Consider the following 22,068-nt stretch of genomic DNA (forward strand, 5'->3'; position numbering starts at 1 on the left):
AGCGGGGCAGTAACGAGAACACGAACGGGTTGCTGCGGCAGTACTTCCCGAAGAGCACCGATTTGAGCGTCTACGGTCCCGAGGACCTCGAGCATGTCGCCCAGGAACTCAACGGCCGGCCACGCAAAACGCTCGGCTGGGATACTCCAGCCGAGCGTCTGCGTGATCTAATCACCACCAATTGACAGGCAGTGTTGCGCCGACCCCTTGAAACCGCCTCTGCGGGGCCCGCACACGTGTATCCAACAACACCACACTGTGATCCACACGGGGTGACCATGCTTCCGAATCTATCCCGTCCTGCGTAGACCGCGTCCATCCACGCACGTGCATCGTGTGAGCACGCGGCCCTGTTCCCATCCGCATCGCAGAAGCACCCGGCTCGTCGAGACCCGAGAGACATCGACGCCCGGCCGGTTGACCGGCCGGGCGTCGTGTCGTCACGATCGAAGTGGTCAGGTGAGTGAAACAGTGACCGCCTTGCTCTGCAGGTAGCTGTCGAGAGCTTCCCCGCCCATCTCCTTGCCCCACCCCGACTGCTTGAAGCCGCCGAATGGGAGCGCGGCATCGAAGACGTTGTAGCAGTTGACCCACACCGCGCCCGCGTTGACAGCCTCGGCGAATCGATGCGCACGCCCGACATCCCGAGTCCAGACACCGGCCGCGAGCCCGAACGTCGTATCGTTTGCCCTGCGGATCACCTCTGCCTCGTCGTCGAACGGCATCAGCGACACCACCGGCCCGAAGATCTCCACGCGCGCGACGGTCATGTCGTCGGTGACGCCGCCGAGTACGGTCGGCTCGAGGTAGTACCCCGGATCACGAGTCGTCGCACCACCGGCGACGACCTCAGCACCCTCACCGAGTGCACCTTCGACGAAATCTTTCACCTTCTCCCGATGCTGGGCGGAGATCATCGGTCCGACAAGGACACCGCGCTCAGTACTCGGACCGATCGCGATCTCCGGTACACGCGCCGCGATACGGGCCTGAACCTCGTCGAGTATTCCGCGCTGCACGTAAAGGCGCGAACCGGCCGTGCAGGCCTCACCCTGCGCATAGAGAACAGCACCGAGAACGCCATCGATCGCGACGTCGAGGTCGGCGTCGTCGTAGACGACGTTCGGGGACTTACCGCCCAGTTCCAGGGTCAGCTTGCTCAAATTGGTTGCAGCAGCGACGACGATCCGCTTGCCGGTCTCGACCGACCCAGTGAAGGCGACCTTGTCTACCTGAGGATGTCCGGCAAGCGGGGCACCTGCGTCAGCGCCCGTACCGGTGATCACATTGATCACGCCGTCCGGAATACCTGCCTCGACAGCGAGTTCCGCAATACGCAGCGGTGCCAGTGAGGCAAGTTCGGCCGGCTTGAGCACGACGGTGCAACCCGCCGCGAGTGCGGGAGCGAGCTTCCAGACGGTGGCGAGCGCGGCCCCGTTCCACGGAATGATCTGTGCGACCACGCCAACGGGCTGGCGTCGGGTGTACGAGAAGAAGTCACCCGGATTCTGGCGCGACAGCGGAATGGTGCGACCCTCGAGCTTTGTCGTCCACCCCGCCATGTAGCGCAGCAGATCGGCCATGTTCGGTAGATCGATGTCGCGGATGAACGCAAATGGCTTACCACAGTCCTGAGTGTCGATGAGCGCGATCTCCTCCGCGTTCTCTTCGATCAGGTCTGCGAATCGGTGGAGGATACGGGCACGGGCCTCGGCAGGAAGGCGACGCCACGGGCCGCCGTCGAAAGCTCGTCGTGCCGCCTGGACGGCGAGATCGACATCCTTCGGGCCTCCAGCAGCCAGTTCTGCGAGCATTTCGCCGGTGGATGGGTTGTAGGTGTCGACAGTGCCACCTTCGACCGGATCGACCCACTTGCCATCGATGAGCAGACGGTGGCGATTCTGACTCTCGGACATCACTTCTCCTTCGGATTGAGCTGCCTACCTGACAACGAGTACGGATGCTGCAGGCGAGCGGTTTTCCTTGAACGGTATCGACATGGGCCGGATCTCATCGACTATCAGCGACAACGTGACTCGGACCGCTTCCGTAGCAGCTCGCGATTGTCCGGCAGTGGTGGACAATCGCGAGCGGTCACGCGGGTGACACACGGATCGGGATCAGGCCGGACCGCGCGTCATAGATGCATCACCGAGTGATGTTCGAGTCAGCCGCCGACTTTTTGGCTCGCACCAGCGTCGATCGGCAGGTTGATGCCGGTGACGTAGCGCGACTCGTCCGAGGCCAGGAAGATGACCGCATTCGTGATGTCGATCGGCTCCACATACGGAAGGTCGGGAAGAGAGTGCATGGTGGCGAATGCACCCTTGGCATCCTCGAGCGTCGGGTTTTCGAGGTCCGGTCGGAACAAGCCGTAGAAGGTGTCGTTCTGAAGCAGCTTGGTGTTGACGTTCGTCGGGTGGACTGCGTTGACACGGATGTGCTGCGGTCCGAGTTCGTTTGCGAGCGTGTGCATCAGACCGACCAGTCCGTGCTTCGCGGCAACGTAGTGGCCGACGTTCGGGTAGCCGCCCAAGCTCGAGGTCGATCCGGTGAAGATGACCGATCCGCCTTCGCCGCGTTCGACGATGTTCGGCACTGCAGCCTTGACGGTGTGCCACACGCCGGTGAGGTTGGTGTCGATCATGTCGTTCCACTGCTCTTCGGTCAGGTCCAGGACCCTGTTCGACGAGATTACGCCGGCGTTGGCGACCACGATGTCGATGCGCCCGAGCTTTGCGAGACCGTCGGCGACTGCAGCCTGCATCTGCGCAAGATCGCGCACGTCCGCCTGAGCGGTGACCACGCGACGACCCAGCCCTTCGACCAGTCGCGACGTCTCCTCGAGATCGTCGAGCGTCCCCATCGGGTACGGCACGCTGCCGACCTGTCCGGCGATGTCGATGGCGATGATGTCGGCACCCTCCTTGGCCAGACCCAGCGCATGCGATCGTCCCTGACCGCGAGCGGCCCCGGTGATCAGGGCGACCTTGCCCTCCAAGCGACTCATTGCGTCTCCAACCTCTCTGGTGTTCACTGTCGGCGTGACGGATCCGGGAATCCAAAAACGTACGATCGTTTGTTTTCTAAATTGTGATCTGCACGACTCGAATTGTCAACAGTGGTCTTCTGCCGCATCGCATTGCGGCCTATGCAGGCAGACAGCAGGCCGCTCCTGGACGCCGGGCGCGGCGGTTGTACGAGCATTACGCAGCGTCTTCGTCGCGGAGGTCGATGAGATCGGTTTCGAGCTCACGAGAACGTGACGCTGCGACGTGCCGCCACACCGGGGACCGTCGACCCGGCCCGTCAAGTCGCTACGGCGCGTCTTGCAACATCAACTGGCAAGCGACACGCAGGATCGACCTGCATCACGGGCACTCCCACACTCACTGCCCTGCAAGCGCAGGACACCTCCGAGCTGAGCGAAAGCCCAAACTCGACTGCGAGCATCCGGTCGGAGGTGACCGTGATGTTCTCGATCATGGGCATCGGCTACCGACCACCGAGAGGAAGGACCACCGAAGGTGACACAAGAAAGGAAATGGCACCCGGCCGACATGTGGCGCCGCTTGCAGACGGCCGGCGTCGACGAGTTCGGCTGACCGGGTCGACATCTTCGGCGCGGGCAGGTACGACGGAGCCTATGGCGACGAACCATATTGCGCCCAGCTTTACCGCAGGGGTTGCGCTGCACAGGGCGCTGACCTCCGCCGGTGCCGAATGCACGATTTCGGCCGACGTCAGCGAGCCACGATTCATCGACCTGGATACCCCCACGGTGTTCTGGTTCGGCAGGAGATACTCACCGCGATCCAACTCGTCGGGCGCGCCCTGGCACCTACTCGAGAACTCGCCACCAACACCCGGGGCCGAACTCGACCGATCGGCCACACGTCATGCCGCCCCCGAGATTCATCCGGTCACGTGACCCTGCCGCCAACAGGGTGCCGCGGTCGCTACCGCTCGGGCCACGGAATGACCGTCAATCGCGGCCACTCCTCGCGCCACCGGTCGGCCTTCGCGTCATACACCTCTCGGGGCGCCATCACCGGATTGGGGCGCAACACCATATTGAAGAGATCATCGAAACCGTGCGGGGCATAGACCTCAGGATCGCCGCCGGCCTTTCGTGTGATGCCGAAGCAGCACGTGGTGGATGCGAAGTGGTCAATAGCGTCCGAGCTGCTCGTGAACGGTGCGGCAGGAACGCCGAAGTGCTCTTCGTACCAAAGGTGTACGCGCGCCTCGTTGCGAACCTCGACAATGTCGTTGATGTCATCGAACAGGAGTGCAGCCCTCTTGATGACGCGGTCCTCGGCCTCGTAGCTCAGGTCAGATCCGTCGAAATAGAACAGGTCGTAGTCCTTGATGCCGGCCCGCAGGTCTCTGCCGTCGAGGTAGTTCCACACCGTCTGGAACACCCCGCCCGCAGTGAGGAACCAATCCTGCACGCCGAGTTCGCCCGCCCGCTCCACAATCCGGCGGCACACGGGATTCTCCAGCACAATCTCGAGCAGTCTCTGTTCGTCCGTCAGGGGTGAGGTCATCCTGGAATCATCGCGCAGCCGCAATCGCCGAGGGTTGCACGCCGAGAGCACTGGACGCGCGATACCCCATCATCCGATCCGTCCTGGTCGACAATCGTCACACCGGACATCATCGACAAGTCGTGTGCCGACCGCACGAGGCCCTCCTCACCAGAAACCGAAGCTCGTGAAGAGATCCGCGTCCCTGCGGCGAGCCCGTCGGGCACCACTCGTTCGTACTCGGGAATCTCATCGGGAAGGTTCGCCAGCGAGAACCATGCGATCGCCGCGCACTTGTTCGTTTCCAACGCCGCCGGTTCGCCACTCCACGTTGCTACCGTGAAGAACCAGTCCGCGCACTGCTCTCGGGGGTTCGCCGTGCGATCGGTCCTTTGCATGATCGTCACCGGCCGGAGAGCCGCTGAATCGAGCTGGACCCCCAACTCCTCGCCCGCTTCGCGCACAGCCGTGCCCGCGGCCGTCTCGCCGAGTTCGATGTGGCCCGCCGCGCCGGCAACCCACATGTCATCCATGTAGCCGGTGTTCTGTCGACGCTGGAGCAGTACCTTGTCGTCGCGTCCGAGATAGACGTAAGCAACGGGAACGACTGCGAACCGAACAATCGTTCGAGTTGACCCCGATCACGCCACGTGAGATCATCCCTCCACCGGCCTGAATACAGGTCGACCCCGGCAGGTGCGCGAACACCGAACCGGGGTCTGGGCACACGACAGATTGGACTGTCATGCACCGTACGGTGGATTCTATCCACACGCCCTTCCGAGGCGTAAATCAGCAACCCACTGCGAGCGCATTCTCCCGCGCCGGCCGATACTTCACCTGGCCACCAGGGTCTTCACCGACGTCCTGACCATCTCACCCCTCGATCCTGCCGACTCGGCAGTGCCGATCGAGGGGCCCGAGGTGTTTGCTCTGCCTCGACGTGCACAAGGGCCGTTTCGGTAACCACGGCACATCGAGTAGGCAACGTCGCTCATCTCCCAGAGTCCGACGTCAGCGCATCGACGCTGCGAACCGGGGTGCCATTCCCTGATTTCGAAACCGACTGGGCGCCAGTATCCTTCGTCTCCGCAGCTGGCGGTGGAGCACCCGATCGCGCGGGTCGACACAACCGACCGGGTCCAGTACAAGCCACACGTCACCTCCGACGTGGGGCCAGAGGTGCTGGCCGAGAAGGTCTATCGGGGCATGGCGACCGGGCAGCGTTGGGGAAGGGGCCGAAGGCAAGCTCAGGGACCTGTAGGGTCTCCGATCGGTTCGGCAGAGCCGCCCGCAGGGCGTCCGATTCCTGGACGCCCCGCCGCGTCTATTCCTCGCCCGTCTCCGACCTTGCCACCAGCACCGGGCAGTCCGCGGTCTGGATCAACGCATTGCTGGTGGATCCGAGCAGCAGACCCCTGAACCCACCCCGCCCGCGCGACCCCACCACGAGAAGCTGTGCGCTCTCGGCATATTCACTGAGCACCCGCACGGGCCGGTCGCGCGCAACCACCCGTTCGACGACGACGTCGGGATACCGTTCCTGGTACCCGGCCAGGCGTTCGGCGAGCACGATCTCCTCGCCCGTCTGGATGCGGGCCCAATGCGGGTCTTCGGGCACTGCACCCAGCGACGGCTGCACACTCACATCGCTCCACACGTTCACCGCAACGAGCGTCGCCCGCCGCGCGGCCGCTTCTTCGAACGCGACCTCGACGGCAGCCCGGCACGATTCCGACCCATCGATTCCGACCACGACGGGGCCTTCCACCGGAGGTGCTCCGTCGAGGGTGCGGCCGCGCACGATCACCACGGGAGCGAGGGAGTGGGCAGCCACGGATGTCGACACCGAGCCCGCGAGCAGACCCTTCACCTCGCCGAGCCCACGCGAACCGACGACGAGCCGGTCGGCGCGTGAAGACAGTTCGACCAGCGTGGGCGCGACCTTGCCCTCGATCTGCTCTGTGCTGATCTGCACCGAGCCGTCGTTGTCGTCGACGACCTTACGAGCAAGGACCCCGGCATTGGCGAGCCTGTCGCGGGCCGTCGCCTTCATCTCGTCGTGGAAGCTCTGCGCGAGGTAGGGCTCCGAATAGTAGAACGCAGGAACGTGGACGACCGTGACGATGCGCAACGGCAACGATCGGGCGCTTGCCGCGCGGGCGGCCCAGATCACCGCGCTCGAGGCCGAATCGGACCCGTCGACCGCGACGACGATCGGCTTGATCTCGCTCATGTCCGGAACCTTTCTCCGTGATGGTGACGCCGACCCGGCGAGTGGGTCAGTTGCAGATATTCCGCATCTGCTCGATCAGACGAACCCGACCGGCGGTGTCGCCGGCGAGCGGAGTGACGTTCAGTGTCGTCGCGCCGGCTTCTTCGAACGCGGCGACACGCTCACGCACATAACCTTCGGGACCGATCAGCGAGACCGCGCGCACGAGATCCTCGGGCACTGCCGCGGCCGCCTGCTCCTTCTTGCCGTCGAGGTAGAGCTCCTGGATGAGCGCCGCTTCCTTCTCGAAGCCGTAGCGTACGGCGAGATCGTTGTAGAAGTTCTTGCCCTTCGCGCCCATACCGCCGATGTACAGCGCGAGCATCGGCCGGACCCAATCGATCATGTGGTCGACGTCGTCGCCGATCGCGAGCGCGACCTGGACGTAGGTCTGCAGTTCGCCCAGGGCGGGGTCGCGCTCGGCCTTACCCTTGGCCAGTGCGTCGCCCCACACCTCGGAGACCTTCTCCGGGTAGTAGAAGATGGGCTCCCAGCCTTCGGCGATCTCCGCCGTCAGCTCGACGTTCTTCGGCCCGATCGAGGCGATGACCACCGGGATGCGTTCGCGCACAGGCTGATTTATGAGCTTGAGCGGCTTACCGAGGCCGGTGCCCTTCTCCTCGGGCAGCGGAAGCTGGTAGTACTTGCCCTGGTACTCGACCTTCTCCCGTCGCCACACCTTGCGGCAGATCTCGATGATCTCGCGGGTACGTCCGAGCGGTGCGTTGTACGGAACGCCGTGGAATCCCTCGATGACCTGAGGGCCCGACGCTCCGATGCCCATGACGAAACGGCCGTCGGACACGTAGTCGAGGCCGGCCGCGGTCATTGCCGTCAGTGTGGGTGTGCGGGTGTAGAGCTGGAAGATGCCGGATGCGAGTTCGATCCGCGATGTCTTGGCGGCGAGATAGCCGATCTGGCTCACCGCATCGAACGAATAGGCTTCCGGGACGAAGACGATGTCGAGCCCGGCACGCTCGAGGTCGGCGACCTCGGCAACGGTCTCGGCGAATCCGCCGCTGTAGTTCAAACCCATTCCGATTCGCATGCGCACACCTCAACTCTGCAGCGTGCGGGGCACGCCTGTGGACCGTGCCCCGAACACTACCGCCGTCAGACTTCGTCCGGGCGGACGACCATGACCGGACAATGGGCCTCACGCAGGAGCGAGTTGCTCGTGGAACCGAGGACGAGCCCCTTGAATCCACCGCGACCTCGGCTGCCGACGACGACGAGCTGCGCGTTTTCGCTCCACGCCTGCAGGTGGGTGCGAGGCCCGTCGATGTAGACCTTGCGAACCACGGTGACGTCGGGATAGCGCTCGCCGTAGCCGGCCAGGCGCTCACCGAGCAGCACGCGCTCGATGTCTTCGAGGGCCTGCGGCTCGAATTCGAGTGGCATTGCGTCGAGGCTTCCGACCTTCATGTCGCTCCAGATGTGCACGGCCACGAGGTCGACGTCGCGGAACGACGCCTCCTCGAATGCCGCAGCCAGGGCGTTCTCGCTCAGAGGGCTGCCGTCGACGCCGACCACGACGGGTCGATAGTCGGGTTCGGGCGCCTCCTCGCCGCGCACGACGACAACAGGGCATGCGGCGTGTCCGACCACCGCAACCGGCGTCGACCCGAGAAATATCTCACCGAGGCGTCCGCTTCCGGATTGCCCGAGCACGAGCATCCGGGTCTCCTGCGACAACCGGACCAGCCATTTCGCGGTACCGGTCAGGGCCACCGCGGCGGTGACCTCGAGGCCCGGAGCGCTCTCCTGTGCGATCCTCTTGGCTTCGCCGAGGACGGCCTGGGCGTCCTCCTCCGCCCACTCGAATATCTGCGAGGTCTGCACGAAGGGAGTCGCGGCCCAGCCGGTGGTGGCGAAGTCGACCGCGTGGATGAGGTGCAGAGACAGGCCGCGCTGCGCCGCGGTGGCCGCAGCCCACCGCACTGCCCGACCGGACGCGGGTGATCCGTCCACACCGACAGTCACATTGTTGTGGTCTCGAGGTGTTTCACCGTGAGGTTTCACAAGATCGAGACTAGCCCCTAAGGATGTGGTGTGGAATGGACTTTCGTCCCTGCAACCGGAGAAGTAAGTGAGACAACGAGATTCCCTCAGCGATCTACGTCACACTAAATTGTCATCCTGGATGCAAATTTACTAGCGTGAAAGCATGCAACTCACCCAGTTCACCGATCTCGGACTGAGAGTTGTCATGCACCTGGCCGCATCCTCTGCGGACAGTGTGCCGAGAACCAAACTCGTTGCAGAGCAACTACATCTGTCGTATGCACATACGACAAAGGTAGTTGCCCGACTGAATGAGCTCGGCGTAGTCACCACCCGCCGCGGACGAGGCGGAGGGCTGGCCATCACCGAACTCGGCCGCACCGCCACGATCGGTTGGCTGGCGCGACAGCTCGAAGGAGACGAGGAAGTGGTCGATTGCGAGGGGGCGAACCCGTGCCCCCTCCGTCACGGCTGCAAACTCCGGAAGGCGCTGCGCGACGCGCAGGAGGCCTTCTACGCCACGCTCGACGACGTCACCGTCGCCGATCTGGCCACATCGAAGATCGAACCGGTCCTGTTGACCCTCACTCAGCCCACACCCTGACAGGAAATGGAGTTCACCATGACTCTCTCGCCCGAATCCAAGGAAGTCATCGCCGCCACGCTGCCGGCCGTCGGTGCCGCCATCGGCGATATCACTCCCCTCTTCTACAAGAAGATGTTCGCGGAGCACCCCGAGCTCGAGCGCGACCTGTTCAACCGGGGCAACCAGAAGCAGGGCGAGCAGCAGAAGGCACTCGCCGGTTCGATCGCAGCATTCGCCACGCTGCAGCTCGACCCCGATCCCGCCCGCGTCGAGGCGATCCTGTCGCGCGTCGCCCACAAGCACGCCTCGCTCGGAATCAAGCCCGACGAGTACTGGATCGTGCACAAGCACCTCTTCGAAGCGATCGTCGAAGTACTCGGTGCCGCAGTCACTCCCGAGGTAGCGAAGGCGTGGGACGAGCTGTACTGGCTGATGGCGAACACCCTCATCGCACTCGAGGCCGACCTCTACAAGGCAGCCGGTGTCGAGGTCGGAGAGGTGTGGCGCACGGTGCGTGTCGCCGAGCGCGTCTACCAGTCCGCCGACACCGTCTCGTTCGTCCTCACCTCACTCGACGGCGCTCCCCTGCCCACCTTCCGCCCCGGACAGTACCTTTCGGTCGGAGTCAAGCTGCCCGACGGTGCTCGCCAGATCCGCCAGTACAGCCTCTCCAACGCTCCTTCCCAGGGCGACTGGCGCATCACCGTCAAGCGGTTGGCCGCGTCCACCTCACCCGACGGAACCGTCATTCCCGCCGGCGAGGTCTCGAACTTCCTGTTCGAGAACCTCTTCGAAGGCGACGAACTCCAGGTCACCACGCCGTTCGGCGACCTCGTCCTCACCGATGAGGACACCCCCCTGTTCCTCGCATCCGCCGGTATCGGCTGTACCCCGATGATCGGGATGCTCTCGCACCTCGCGGAGGTCGGCGACCAGCGCCCGATCTCGGTGCTGCACGCCGACCGCTCCGCCGCCAACCACGCACACCGGAACGAACTCTCGACCCTCGTCGAGAAGATCCCGTCGGCCGATGTGTACCGCTGGTACGAGGACCTCGGCGCACGTCAGCCACTCGAGACGATCCGCGTCGGCCGCGCCGACATCACTGATCTCCCCCTCGATCCGAAGACCCACGCCTACCTGTGCGGGCCGCTCCCGTTCATGCTGTCACTGCGTGAGGCCCTCATCGAGCGCAACGTACCTGCCGAGAACATCCACTACGAGGTGTTCGGCCCCGATAGCTGGGCCCCTGCCGGTGCCTGAGCACCGCTGATCGATCAACGGGCAGTGCCCCGGCTTGTCGGCCGGTGCACTGCCCGTTTTGACCGCTACGCTCGGTCCATGGACACCGCCGCGCCCGCTGCAGCTCGGGCCCTACCCCGACGGTCGAGCCTGCTCGCGCTCCTCGCGCTGCTCGTCGTCGGACTCGCCGCGGTGCTACTGCACTCCTCCCCGACACCGCTAGGCACCGACGCACCCGCCGATGTGTTCAGCGCCGGCCGCGCGGCCACCCATATCGAGGCGGTCTCCGCCGAACCCCGAGTCCTGGGCACACCCTCGCACAGCGCCGCGCGCGAGTACCTCGTCGGAGAACTCGAGGGACTCGGCTGGCGTACGTCCGTCAAGAGCGGCGTGGGCTGGTACTCACCTACCGACGGAGCAACACAGCGCGGCGCCCGGGTGCACAACATCGTCGCGCTCTATCCGGGAACCGACCCCACCGGGACGGTGGTGCTCGCTGCCCACTACGACACCGTGCGTGGTTCACCCGGTGCCGCCGACGACGGGATCGGTATCGGTACCGTTCTCGAAGCCGCGCGTGCGATCACGACCGGTCCCGCACCGCGCAACGACGTCATGGTCCTCATGACGGACGGCGAAGAAGAGGGTCTGCTCGGCTCTCACATGTTCACGCAGACGCGCTCGCCGTCGCTCGGCCCCACCGTCGTCCTCAACCACGAAGCGCGCGGCAACGCCGGCGTGCCCGTGACCTTTCGCATCACGGATCCCAACGGCGCCCTCATCGAGGCACTCGCACATGCCCCCGGCGCCAGCGCTGATTCACTCACTCAACTCGGGTTCGAACTGCTTCCCAACGACACGGATTTCAAGCATTTCGCCGATGCCGGGTTCCACGCCTACGACACCGCGATCGCGGGAGGCTCTGCCTACTATCACAGTCCGCTCGACACCCCGGACCGGCTGAGCCGGGAGTCGCTGCAGCAGATGGGCGACACCACCCTCACCGTCGCGCGCGAACTCGTCGAATCCGACCTCACCACGCTCGACTCCGGCGGCGAGGAGGTCGTGACCGCGGCGGCCTGGGGGCTGATCCACTATCCGCGCTGGTTGGAGATCGCACTGACGGCGCTTTTCGTCCTCGGGGTCGGATGGCTGGTCGTTGCACGGATCCGGCGGGGCGACGCCACCTACTGGAACATCGCCACCGCAACCGGAGTCTCGGCGGTGGCGGTCGGTTTCGCGGCATTCGCCGCATGGCTTCCGTGGTGGATCGCCATGCGCATCGCCCCTGGGATGGCGTCCCCCGTCACCTCCGAACCCTTCCGTCCGGGCGTCTACCAACTTGCCGCCGTTCTCGCGGCGACCGGTGTGCTCGTCACGGCCTACCTGTGGGCCCGTGCACGCATACCTGCGGCGTCCTTCGTTGTCGGCGCGTTCGTTCTGATGGCCCTGACGGCAGTGATCGCACTTCCGTTCGTCGGTATCGCATCGGTGCTGGTTCTCCCCGCGCTGCCGGCGCTCGCGGGAATTCAGATCGCTCGTTTCCTCACTGATCGTCCACCGCTTCCGGTCATCGTGGTTGCGGTGGGCGCCGTCCCCGCCGCGGTGTTGCTCGTTCCCGCCGTGGTGATGTCGTTCGATGCGGGGCTGATGTTCGGCGCCCCACTCGCCGGCGTATTCGTCGCGGTGCTGTTCTCCCTGACTCTCATGCTCTGGGAAGCGGTGCTCCCGTCGCCCACGATGCGGCTCGGTCACGTCTCCGTCACGCAGATGGCCGGAACCACTGCCCTCGCATCGGTACTCGTGGTTGCACTCGTCGCGGGTTACCTCAACCGCGACGGCGCGACGGAACCACGGCAGGAACTCCTGTGGTACGCACTCGACAGTGATCTCGACGCCGCGATCTGGGCCTCGCCCGACTCCCCGCGCTCGGAGTGGAGCCGCGCACTGCTCATCGATCCGGCAAGCCCCCTGCCCGCCGAATTCCCCTGGCGAGCCGACGAGGCGACGGCACACGGTCCGGCGCCCGTAGCGCCTCTTCAGGCACCCGAGGTGGAGGTGCTCGACGACACCTCGGCGGGCGGCGCACGTGAACTGCGACTGCGATTGTCGTCGCCCCGAGGCGCAAACGCTGTCGGATTGTGGGTCGACAGCACCACGGCCACCGTCCACGGTGCAACCGTCGACGGGCACCGAGCAGAACCCGCCGACAACTTCGGATTCCGATTCTGGGCAGCAGGTTCGGAAGGGGTCGAGGTGACTCTCACCCTCAGCGTCCTCGAAGATCGGGTGGGGCTGCGCATCATCGACCTGTCGGATGACCTGAGCGTCGTGCCCGGCTACGAGCCACCGACGGATCAGGTGGTGATGACGCCGACGGTCGTCGTCACCCGGTCGCTGCGGATCTGATCGACCTTCGTCACCCGAATGGACACGATCATCCTGCAGATACCTTCGGGTCCAGGTGGCTAGACGACCCATTCATGTACAGGCCGGCCGTCGGTCATCGCGGCTACGTAGTCGCGAAGCATGCCCGACAATGCGGTACGACGATCCTCACCCGCCGCTTCACGTCGCGCGACATGCTCGCGTTGCCACGCCGCTCCCGTTTGCCGGTTCGAACACCGCCCCTCGATGATCCCGAGGTAACGGTCGCGGGCACGGGCTGAGAGCCCGAACGATTCCAGGCCCCGATCCGCGAGAGGAAGCAACCGTCGCAGCACGAGTTCGTCGGCGCCCACCCAGCCCAGCTTCGGCCAGTACAGCCGGGATTCGAGTCCGAATTTGGCGCCGATGATCAGGTTCTCCTCGGCCGCATCGAAGGTCATGCGGCGCCACAGCGGATCGTCGTCCTCGACGAGTGCGCGCAGTAATCCGTAATAGAACGCCGCGTTCGCCATGGTGTCGAGGACGGTCGGTCCTGCAGGCAGGACACGGTTCTCGATCCGCAGGTGCGCCTGACCGTCACTGATGTCGTAGACGGGACGGTTCCATCGGTAGATGGTGCCGTTGTGCATCTGCAGTTCGCGCAGTTGCGGAATCAGGCCCGCATCGAGTTCCGCGGCGGGGTCGGCATCGGTGATCTCCGGCAGCAGCGCCGTGAAGTAGCGGGAGTTCTCCTCGAACAGATCGATCGGGGACTCGATCCAGCGCTCCCCGAACCACACCCGTGGACGCACACCCTGGTTCTTCAACTCGAGCGGCCGTGTATCTGTGGCCTGAGCGAACAGCGGGATCCGGCTCTCGTGCCACAGCGCCTTGCCCGCCAGGAACGGCGAGTTCGCTGCGAGTGCCACCTGCACTCCCGCCAAGCACTGCGCAGCATTCCAATGGGGCGCGAAGTCCTCGGGTGCCACCCTCAGGTGCAGCTGCAGCGAAGTGCAGGCCGCTTCGGGCACCACCGAGTTGGTGTCGGCGCGTAAGTGTTCGACCTCATCCGTCCCGGGGAGCGGCACACCGTCGAGGTCGAGCTCGATGTCCTCGCCTCGGGCCGCGAAGATCTGCTCGTTGAGTGCCTCGTAGCGAGGGTTCGCGGTGATCCGGTCACGACCGAGGTGGTCGAGCTCGAGGGTCGGCAGCATCCCGATCATCACGAGCTGGGCGTCGAACAGGTGCATTCGTTCGTCGGCGCGCCGTAGCGATTGACGAAGAGAATCCTCGATCTCGATGGTCGCGTCGCCGGACAGCGGGCCCGGTTCGACATTCATCTCGACGTTGAACTGGCCGAGTTCGGTCTGGAAGACCGCGTGATCGTCGATCGCCTGGAGCACTTCCAGGTTGGACATTGCCGGCGCCATGTCGTCCTGGACGAGGTTGAACTCGATCTCCATGCCGAGCTGCGGCTCGGGCGAGGAGTATGCATCGGCGAACGCACCGTCGCGGAGCATGCGCTCGAGTGCGCTCATGCATTCGCGGACCTTGTGCCGGAACTGTCGGCGATCTGCGCCGGTGAACGAACGAGCAGAAATCTCTGTGCCCAAGGGTTCTCCCCGGTCTGTGCCGACGGATGTCCCCGCAAGCCTAACCGCTGTCCGTCACCGAATCGCATGATCGGACGACGCACCTCCAGTGAACGCGAAACACACCCGGCCGCAGGGCCGGGCGTGTTCCGAAAGCGTCGACAGTGGCGGGTCAGACTGCGCGGTAGCCGCTCCAGTCGGCGACGACACCCCGGTTGCTGAGCCACGCGGTCGGGTCGGTCTTGTTGCCGGACCCGTCCCACACCTCGAAGTGCAGGTGCGGCCCGGTGGACCAGCCGCGGTTTCCGACGGTGGCGATCTGCTGTCCGGCACTCACACGCTGACCCGAAGACACCTGGTAGGTGTCGACGTGGCCGTAGATGGCGGTGGTGCCGTCGTCGTTCTGGATGCGAACCCACTGGCCGTATCCCGAGGCCGCGCCCGCGTCGAGAACCGTGCCGTCGGATGCCGACTGGATCGGTGTGCCGATCGGGGCGGCGATGTCGATTCCGCCGTGATGCGCTCCCCAGCGTGAACCGAAGTCCGACGTCAGGGTGCCCGAGACAGGCTGGACCGTGCTGGGCTTGATGGGATTGAGGTTGTCGAGCCAGTTACCGCCGCCGGCGAACTGATCGACGAAGCCCTGGACCTCGGCAGGGAGCTGCGGGGCACCCTCCTCGGCGGGAGTGGTGACACCGGGGATCGCAGGAAGCTCGATACCTGCGGGCAACTCGAACGGGAGCTGCGGCGCTGGCGCAGGAGCCGCCTGGACCGCGCCGTGATCATGACCGGGATGAGCAGCGGCCGTACCGGCAGTGAACTGCGTGCCGATGGCCATGAAGGCACCGGTCGCACACGCCACGGTGGCGGCCTTCGCCGGAGCCGACGGACCCGTCGGTTCGATGCGATGACGCCCACGCTGTGTCGATCCGACCGTCAGGTCGATGTCGAATGTCGACGCATCTTCGCGTGTCCGTTGGTGCCGTGCCACAGTCGCTGTCCCGTTTCGTAGTCCCGATTTCGGCCGGTGAGTAACATCCGGTCGTTCCTGGCGATTCAAGGTAACAAAACGATATACGCGAGGTCCAGCGTTACCCCTTCTTGATCTCATAGAGCGGGAATCAAACCAACCAGTCGGTAACAACCAGCGGATTTGCCGCTCCCTTCGTCACCGCGCGGGGGCGACCGCTACACTCACACCGCGCCGCGATTCGGTCCGCCGAATAGGCGCGCGCCCTCGTAGCTCAGGGGATAGAGCACCGCTCTCCTAAAGCGGGTGTCGCAGGTTCGAATCCTGCCGGGGGCACACTCTCCATACGTCGACACTCCCGCAACAAAGCCGGCTTCCCGCGGCGGTGATCCGGATCGCCGATGCGGGAAGCCGACAAGTGCGCGCGAAGAGCGCCGAGATCTACAGGCCGACCTTCTCCAACGCGGCCTCATATACATCCATGGCCTCTTCGACCGACTTCCCCTCGGCAATCGCCGCGGCATACACCGCGCGAAGCTCGTCACCCTGCTCCTCGAACTTCGCCGTCCACCGCTCGGCGTCCTCACGCCAATATCCGACGATGTCGTACTGGTCGCGCGACCAGCCGAGCGAACGCAGATGCTTCTTGGCGGCGCGGATATCGGCAGCCTCGCCCGCGAACCAGCAGTATCCGTCGGCGGGCAGGTCGAGCTCGGCGAGCGCCGCGGACAACCGCGTGCGCGACACTCCGTTTCCGCTGCCGACGAGTTCGACGAACTCGGTGTTCTCCCGCGCGGGCAGGTACTCGAGCTCGCTGCGGTCGAGCACTTCGGCGACGACGGTCACGTGCACCGAAGGATCGGTCTGCTCGAGAACTCGGGCCAGTGCAGGCAGTGCGGCGAGGTCTCCGGCAAGGACGTGCCGGGTCGCCGCAGACGGAGGCTCGTGCCATGAGCGCGGGCCCGCCACCAGCACACGCCAGCCGGGTTCCGCTGCGCGCAGCCACTCGATCGCCGGACCGTGATCATGCACCGCGAAGTCGACCACCATCTCGCGGGATTCCGCGTCGTACGAGCGCACCGTGTAGTTGCGGTGTCCGGCGCTGCGCTCCTCGTCGACAATCTCCCAGCCGCCCAGAGCATTCGGATTATCGCTCGGTCGCGCGTGCAGTTCTTCCGCGTCGCGCGAGAGGTAGAACGCCACGGCCTCGTCTGCTGCAGCGAGGGGGAGGTAGCCGTTCCCGGTCCCCTCCCCGATCTCGAGGCGAGCGCGCAACAGATGTGCCGCGACCTGTTCACGCGCAACCAGCGTGGCAACAAAATTCTCCCACTTCATTAGGCCAGGCTAACCGATCACCATCCGCCGATCATGTGACGGCCCTAACACCATCGGGCTCGAAACCGCCCCTGTTGATCGACAGATCGATAGAATCGCGGCAGTCGATCGGTCGCGGGACGCGCCACGCATGAAGCACACGCTGTGGTCGGCACTCGGACACGACATTCCCCCACCCGAGGAGCCCGCAGCATGCCTGCAGTGCGATCCATCCGTCGAGCACTCACCTTCGCAGCCCCCGTCGCAGCCGCTGTTCTGTTCGCCGGTGTCGCCACAGCTGCTCCGACGCAACCGCTGGGTACAGCGATCACCATCGGCTGCCTCAATCAAGGCAGCCTCGCGTCACTCACATCGGTGGCAGCCCACCCCGGTCCCGACGACGAACACGGGATCACCGCAGGCCACGTGCAGTTCGCAACCACGCAGGCGCTGTGGCCGATACCGGCCGCCGGTCAGGTGACGGTCGCATGGCTCAATCGCGACAACGGACGCACCGGCATCGTCGACCTCACCGGGGAATACCCGAATCTGTCTGCGACCGTCGACACCGGACCGGGCGAGGTGCTGACCACCGTATTCGGATCGGTGAGCCTCGCCAGCGGTCCGCTGTGCAATTCGACCCCGGCCACCGGCGCCGTCACCGTCGGCTGAACCACTTCCACGGCACGATCATCGGCACGCGAGTCCGGTAGGAGCGATATCGCTCGCCGAACGTCGCGATGAGGTCGTGCTCTTCGAACCTGATCGCGACGAGAATGTATGCCGTGGTCACCGCCGCGAACAGCAGATGCCCGACCGACATGGTCGGCGCAACCCAGAACGCGACGAGGAAACCCAGATAGAGCGGGTGCCGCACCGACCGGTACAGCAGCGGTATCCGGAAGGCGTTCGCAGCGGGCGGTTGTCCGCGTTGGTTACGGATGACCTGCCGCAATCCGAACAGGTCGAAATGGTTGATGGCGAACGTCGACACGAGCACGAGACCGAACCCGGCGAGCGAGATCGCAAAGAGCAGTGTCCGTAGCGGACTGCTGTCGATGTCCCAGATCGGGTGTGGGAGTGGACGCCACTGCCACATCACGAGTGCCAACGCAACCGAGGCGAGCAGGACGTAGGTGGATCGTTCCGCGGGCTCAGGCACGATCCGGGTCCAGCGTCGCTTGAACCAGGGTCTGGCCATCACCGAATGCTGCACTGCGAACAGCGAGAGCAGCGCCAGGTCGATCACGATGGCGATTCCGGCCGGGGCACGAGGCCCCTGGTCGATGTTTCGGGGTACCACCAGTCGTTCGACCCATCCGATCGCGTACAGGAACACCGCGAGGAATATGAGATAGGCGCACACTCCGTATCCGGTGACGAGCAGGCGGGAAGCCGCGGTGCGGGTGCGAGGACCCGTGTTGGTTGTCGTTGTCATGCGCCCAGTGTCGGTACCGCGACAGCCACTCAGAAGGTCCCCTGAGGTGGGAAAACACCCACCCTCCGACGCTCGGTCACCGCGGTGCGTACATGATCACCGCGACACCGACGAGACACACCAGTGCACCCGCGATGTCCCAGCGGTCGGGGCGGAATCCGTCCATCACGACCCCCCACAGCAGTGAGCCCGCGACGAAGACTCCCCCGTATGCCGCGAGGATACGGCCGAAATTGGCATCCGGTTGCAGTGTCGCAACGAATCCGTACGCCCCGAGCGCGAGCACACCCAGTCCCACCCAGATCCACCCGCGATGCTCGCGCACACCCTGCCAGACCAACCACGCACCACCGATCTCGAACAACGCGGCCACGCCGAACAGGACGAGGGACTTCAGGACGCTCATGGTCGATCAGGTTACGGATCGGACAAGGAGAACTCGACGGGCCCGAGCGGGCAGCACGCTGCAGGTCTCCGCGGCGTCACAATTCGTCGATGGACACGACACCGTCTTGGAGTGCGCGCACGAGCAGAGAGGTCTTGGTGGCGGCGGGACGCCCCACACGCATGTACTTGTCGCGGATACGGGAGATGTGGGTGCTCACTGTGGCCGCTGTGACGAACAGACGAGACGCTGCCTCGGACTTGGAGTCACACAGGAGCCACTCCCTGAGTATCTCGGTTTCACGGGCCGAGAGCTGCGGCGAGGAGTAGGTGCGGGAGGGCGCGAGCACACTCGTCATGTCGGGATTCCTTCTTCGATCGATATGACGACCGGCGGCTCCCCGACAAAGCCCATTGAGTCCGGTCTGAGAAGAACATACGATTTTGCACCGACAACCACCAGCCGAACTCATTCCCGGTGCACGTCGTGTGGGTCCAGATCGCCGCGCAGGCCACGCCAGCTCGGGTGACGAAGTCGGCCGCCTTCCGTCCACGAACCGAACCGCACCTCCCCCACCAGCTCGGGTTCCACCCATACGGCGTCACGCCGGTCGACGATCGGCAGCTCATCCGCGAACGGGCTCGTGTCCCGCTGTCGCGCCCGCAGCGACGACGTCAGCGCCGCGAGAGCCCGGTCGTCGAATCCCGTGCCGACTCTTCCCGTATAGACGAGCCCGCCGTCGCCGGGGATGCCGACCAGTAACGAGCCGAACGACCCCGCACGGTTCCCCTGGCCCGGTCGATATCCGCCGATGACCACCGACTGCGTGAGCCAGTTCTTCGCCTTGATCCACGCCGCGCCCCTTTTGCCGGGCAGATACACCGAGTCGCGACGCTTCGCGACCACGCCCTCCCACCCGCGTTCCAGGCTTGCGGCGAGAGCGTCGGCTCCGTCCCCGGCAAACCGGTCCGGCACTATCAGCCTCTCCGTCACCCCGGCGAGGGCCTCCAGCACCCGGCGTCGATCGTCGTAGGTCTTGCGGATCAGCGACACACCGTCCAGGTAGAGGAGGTCGAACACCCGGTACTCCGGGGTCGCGCCGCGCTGCAACCGCTCGAAGCTCGTGACGCCCTGCGCGTCCACTGCGACGATCTCCCCGTCGAGGACGGCATCGTGGCCGTCGAGCACATGCGCGAGCTCGCCGAGCGCGGGGAACTCTCCGGTCACGTCCCGCCCGGAGCGGGCACGCAATCGGGCCTCGCCGTCGCGGACCTCGACGACGGCGCGGTATCCGTCCCACTTGCCTTCGAATGCCCACGTCGAGCCGTCGAGCTTCTCGACGTCGCCCGCGGTTGCGAGCATCGGACGCAGATCGGTCGGGAACTCCTCCGACCGTCCCGAACCCGACTGGTGCTTCATCCGGTGGGCGAGCCACTGATCCTTCTCGGTGCGGATCAACGCGTACCGGCCCTCGATCTTCTCACCGTGCAACCACACGATCACCTCGTCGTCGCGCCACTTCTCGGTGTCGTAGGTGCCGGTGTCCCACACCGTCATCGTCCCGGCACCGTATTCGCCGGGCGGGATGATGCCGTGGAAATCGAGATATTCGAGTGGATGGTTTTCGGTCCGGACGGCGAGATGGTTACGTCCGGTGTCCTCCGGCAGGTTCTTCGGGACCGCCCACGACGCGAGCACACCGCCGCGCTCGAGCCGCAGGTCGTAATGCAGGCGCCGAGCGTGGTGTTCCTGGATGACGAACCGGTCGTCGTCGCCGGTCGCGGTGGCTCCGGACGGGATCGGCTCGGGGGTGCGCGCGGCGTTGCGTTTGCGTCGGTAGGCGGTGAGCGCGTCGTCCGCTGTGTTGTCGACGTTGTCGAGCCGAGCGCCCCCGAACGGGGGATCCAGTCCTGCGAGGAGATCACCGTGGTCGGTGATCCGGTCCAGCACTTCGTCGAATGTGAGGTGCCGCAGATCCGGGTCGTCGAGTTCGTCCCAGCTCCGCGGCGCCGCCACCCACGGTTCGTCGCGGCCACGCAGGGAGTACGGCGCGACCGTCGTCTTGGCCGCATTGTTCTGACTCCAGTCGAGGAACACCTTGCCGCCGCGTACCGCCTTCGCCATGGTTGCCGTGACGAGATCCGGGTGCAGCGTCGCAAGATTCGTCGCGACCTGTCGTGCGACGGTCGATGCGCCGCCGGAGGCGAGCTGCCGGTCCAGCGGAACGTAGAGATGGAGGCCCTTGCTGCCACTCGTGACGGGATAGGTCTCCCACCCGAGTTCGGCGACCATGTCGCGCACGTGCCGCGCGACCTCCGCGCACTGCGCGAGCCCTGCCCCCGGCCCGGGGTCGAGGTCGAATACGAGCCGTGTTGCGGGGCCGGGCGCGGATCCGTCGAATCGCCACTGCGGCACGTGCAGTTCGAGCGAGGCCTGCTGCCCGAGCCACGCGAGACCCGCCACCGAGTCGAACACCGGGTAGGTGACCGACCGTTGTTTGTGGTGAACCGTGCGACGGTCGAGCCACGACGGCGCGTGCGGGGCGAGGTTCTTCTCGAAGAACGCCGGTTCGTCGACACCGTTGGGCCAGCGCTTACGGGTGCCGGGACGACCCACGACGTGCGGCAACATGACTTCGGCGACGGCGACGTAGTAGTCGATCACCTCGCCCTTGGTGGTGCCGGTGCGGGGATAGAGCACCTTGTCGAGGTTCGTCAGCGTGATACGACGGTCCCCGATCGTGCGGGTCGGCATCGCCTCATTGTGCCAACCGCGCCGTATCCCTTCCCTACGTTCGAGCGAATGTATCGTTCGCTAGGCCTACCGAGACCAGTGAGCCATTCGCTCGGTCGCGGTCAGCCGTACAGTTCCGCGAACGAGTTCAGCGACGTCTGCAGATCGCCGTGGAGTGCGCGCGCTACCCCGGAACCGATCGGGCCGAACAGCGGTGCTCCCCCGAGTTCGATCTTCATCGTCAACCGCGATCCCGATCCCACGCCGGCCACCGCAAGGCGCATCTTGAACTTCGTGCCGCCCTTGCCCGACCCGCGCAGCACCACGTGGTGCGGGGCGTCGAGCTCCTCGACCTTCCACTCCACCCGGTTGCGCATCCCCTTGACCGACACCACCGACTGCAGGCTCACCCCTGCGGCGAGCGTCTCGGGCAATTCGCCGCGCCAGCCGTCGTGGATGCTCAGCCACTCGCCGAACGCGTCCAGGTCGGAGGCCTTCTCCCACGCGGTCTGCGGGTCGAGCGGGAGGTCGGTCGCCACTTCGAGTTTCGCCATGCCCCGCAGCGTAATCCGTTCGTCGAGGCCAGAGCGAATGGCACACCCGAACTCGTGAAGGAGACGGGTGTGCCATTCG

21 protein-coding genes and 1 tRNA gene are annotated in these 22,068 nt (G+C 65.3%); 7 read left to right on the forward strand and 15 right to left on the reverse strand.

The window, feature by feature from the left end; genetic code table 11:
• Window positions 1-185 (forward strand): transposase (locus tag Q7514_RS29225; RefSeq protein ID WP_408016211.1); only part of this gene is annotated, 185 nt, incomplete at its 5' end.
• A gap of 270 nt (window positions 186-455) precedes the next feature.
• On the opposite strand, the gene Q7514_RS29230 is transcribed toward Q7514_RS29225, so the two are convergent.
• A complete protein-coding gene (locus Q7514_RS29230; protein ID WP_330136761.1) occupies window positions 456-1,916 on the reverse strand; it encodes an aldehyde dehydrogenase family protein in 1,461 nt (486 codons plus the stop codon).
• A 251-nt stretch (window positions 1,917-2,167) separates the two neighbouring features.
• Window positions 2,168-3,010, reverse strand: a complete 843-nt coding sequence (locus tag Q7514_RS29235) for a mycofactocin-coupled SDR family oxidoreductase (RefSeq protein ID WP_330136762.1) — start codon at window positions 3,008-3,010, stop codon at window positions 2,168-2,170.
• A gap of 636 nt (window positions 3,011-3,646) precedes the next feature.
• On the opposite strand from Q7514_RS29235, the gene Q7514_RS29240 reads away from it, so the two are divergent.
• Entirely contained in the window at window positions 3,647-3,931 is a 285-nt protein-coding gene (locus Q7514_RS29240) for a hypothetical protein (RefSeq protein WP_330136763.1), read from the forward strand.
• Between the two features lie 28 nt (window positions 3,932-3,959).
• Here the strand turns inward: Q7514_RS29240 and Q7514_RS29245 are convergent, their stop codons facing one another.
• The 5 genes from Q7514_RS29245 to Q7514_RS29265 form a co-directional block, all read right to left on the reverse strand.
• Window positions 3,960-4,550 carry a nucleotidyltransferase family protein gene (locus Q7514_RS29245; RefSeq protein ID WP_330136764.1) on the reverse strand — a complete coding sequence of 197 codons (591 nt, stop codon included), beginning with the start codon at window positions 4,548-4,550 and terminating at the stop codon, window positions 3,960-3,962.
• A complete protein-coding gene (locus tag Q7514_RS29250; RefSeq protein ID WP_330136827.1) occupies window positions 4,547-5,152 on the reverse strand; it encodes an NUDIX domain-containing protein in 606 nt (201 codons plus the stop codon). The genes Q7514_RS29245 and Q7514_RS29250 overlap by 4 nt, the downstream gene beginning before the upstream one ends.
• A 704-nt stretch (window positions 5,153-5,856) precedes the next feature.
• Window positions 5,857-6,765, reverse strand: a complete 909-nt coding sequence (locus Q7514_RS29255) for a universal stress protein (RefSeq protein WP_330136765.1) — start codon at window positions 6,763-6,765, stop codon at window positions 5,857-5,859.
• A 46-nt stretch (window positions 6,766-6,811) separates the two neighbouring features.
• Entirely contained in the window at window positions 6,812-7,852 is a 1,041-nt protein-coding gene (locus Q7514_RS29260) for an LLM class F420-dependent oxidoreductase (RefSeq protein WP_330136766.1), read from the reverse strand.
• A 65-nt stretch (window positions 7,853-7,917) separates the two neighbouring features.
• A complete protein-coding gene (locus Q7514_RS29265) occupies window positions 7,918-8,826 on the reverse strand; it encodes a universal stress protein (protein WP_330136767.1) in 909 nt (302 codons plus the stop codon).
• Between the two features lie 145 nt (window positions 8,827-8,971).
• Here Q7514_RS29265 and Q7514_RS29270 point away from each other — a divergent pair, with 145 nt between their 5' ends.
• The 3 genes from Q7514_RS29270 to Q7514_RS29280 all read left to right on the forward strand — a co-directional run bounded on the left by Q7514_RS29270 (window position 8,972) and on the right by Q7514_RS29280 (window position 13,045).
• Entirely contained in the window at window positions 8,972-9,412 is a 441-nt protein-coding gene (locus Q7514_RS29270) for an RrF2 family transcriptional regulator (protein WP_054712699.1), read from the forward strand.
• An 18-nt stretch (window positions 9,413-9,430) separates the two neighbouring features.
• A complete protein-coding gene (locus Q7514_RS29275) occupies window positions 9,431-10,657 on the forward strand; it encodes a globin domain-containing protein (protein ID WP_330136768.1) in 1,227 nt (408 codons plus the stop codon).
• 78 nt (window positions 10,658-10,735) lie between these two features.
• A complete protein-coding gene (locus Q7514_RS29280) occupies window positions 10,736-13,045 on the forward strand; it encodes a M28 family peptidase (protein WP_330136769.1) in 2,310 nt (769 codons plus the stop codon).
• A 59-nt stretch (window positions 13,046-13,104) separates the two neighbouring features.
• Here Q7514_RS29280 and Q7514_RS29285 read toward each other — a convergent pair whose 3' ends face one another.
• Together Q7514_RS29285 and Q7514_RS29290 are read right to left on the reverse strand one after the other, a co-directional pair.
• Entirely contained in the window at window positions 13,105-14,616 is a 1,512-nt protein-coding gene (locus Q7514_RS29285) for a glutamate-cysteine ligase family protein (protein ID WP_330136770.1), read from the reverse strand.
• A gap of 151 nt (window positions 14,617-14,767) precedes the next feature.
• Entirely contained in the window at window positions 14,768-15,586 is an 819-nt protein-coding gene (locus tag Q7514_RS29290; RefSeq protein ID WP_330136771.1) for a M23 family metallopeptidase, read from the reverse strand.
• Window positions 15,587-15,828: 242 nt separating this feature from the next.
• On the opposite strand from Q7514_RS29290, the gene Q7514_RS29295 reads away from it, so the two are divergent.
• A tRNA-Arg gene (locus tag Q7514_RS29295) sits at window positions 15,829-15,901 on the forward strand.
• 105 nt (window positions 15,902-16,006) lie between these two features.
• Here the strand turns inward: Q7514_RS29295 and Q7514_RS29300 are convergent.
• Window positions 16,007-16,900 carry a siderophore-interacting protein gene (locus tag Q7514_RS29300; protein WP_330136772.1) on the reverse strand — a complete coding sequence of 298 codons (894 nt, stop codon included), beginning with the start codon at window positions 16,898-16,900 and terminating at the stop codon, window positions 16,007-16,009.
• A gap of 192 nt (window positions 16,901-17,092) precedes the next feature.
• Between Q7514_RS29300 and Q7514_RS29305 the strand changes: the two genes are divergently transcribed.
• The gene (locus Q7514_RS29305; protein ID WP_330136773.1) at window positions 17,093-17,551 is read left to right on the forward strand and encodes a hypothetical protein; all 459 of its coding nucleotides are present in this window, start codon (window positions 17,093-17,095) and stop codon (window positions 17,549-17,551) included.
• Here the strand turns inward: Q7514_RS29305 and mddA are convergent.
• The 5 genes from mddA to Q7514_RS29330 all read right to left on the reverse strand — a co-directional run bounded on the left by mddA (window position 17,538) and on the right by Q7514_RS29330 (window position 21,989).
• Window positions 17,538-18,317 carry a methanethiol S-methyltransferase gene (gene mddA, locus Q7514_RS29310; RefSeq protein ID WP_330136774.1) on the reverse strand — a complete coding sequence of 260 codons (780 nt, stop codon included), beginning with the start codon at window positions 18,315-18,317 and terminating at the stop codon, window positions 17,538-17,540. The two genes, Q7514_RS29305 and mddA, sit on opposite strands and share 14 nt — an antisense overlap.
• Window positions 18,318-18,393: 76 nt before the next feature.
• Entirely contained in the window at window positions 18,394-18,723 is a 330-nt protein-coding gene (locus Q7514_RS29315; RefSeq protein WP_330136775.1) for a YnfA family protein, read from the reverse strand.
• A 76-nt stretch (window positions 18,724-18,799) separates the two neighbouring features.
• Window positions 18,800-19,060: a LuxR C-terminal-related transcriptional regulator gene (locus Q7514_RS29320; protein WP_330136776.1), complete on the reverse strand. Its 261-nt coding sequence runs from the start codon at window positions 19,058-19,060 to the stop codon at window positions 18,800-18,802.
• A gap of 110 nt (window positions 19,061-19,170) precedes the next feature.
• A complete protein-coding gene (locus tag Q7514_RS29325) occupies window positions 19,171-21,456 on the reverse strand; it encodes an ATP-dependent DNA ligase (protein ID WP_330136777.1) in 2,286 nt (761 codons plus the stop codon).
• Window positions 21,457-21,557: 101 nt separating this feature from the next.
• Window positions 21,558-21,989 (reverse strand): type II toxin-antitoxin system Rv0910 family toxin, encoded by a 432-nt coding sequence (locus Q7514_RS29330; protein ID WP_330136778.1) that lies wholly within the window; start codon window positions 21,987-21,989, stop codon window positions 21,558-21,560.
• Between the last annotated feature and the right edge of the window lie 79 nt (window positions 21,990-22,068).

The sequence above is a fragment of the Rhodococcus artemisiae genome (assembly GCF_036327795.1).
In the GTDB taxonomy this organism is placed as follows: Bacteria; Actinomycetota; Actinomycetes; order Mycobacteriales; family Mycobacteriaceae; genus Rhodococcus; species Rhodococcus artemisiae.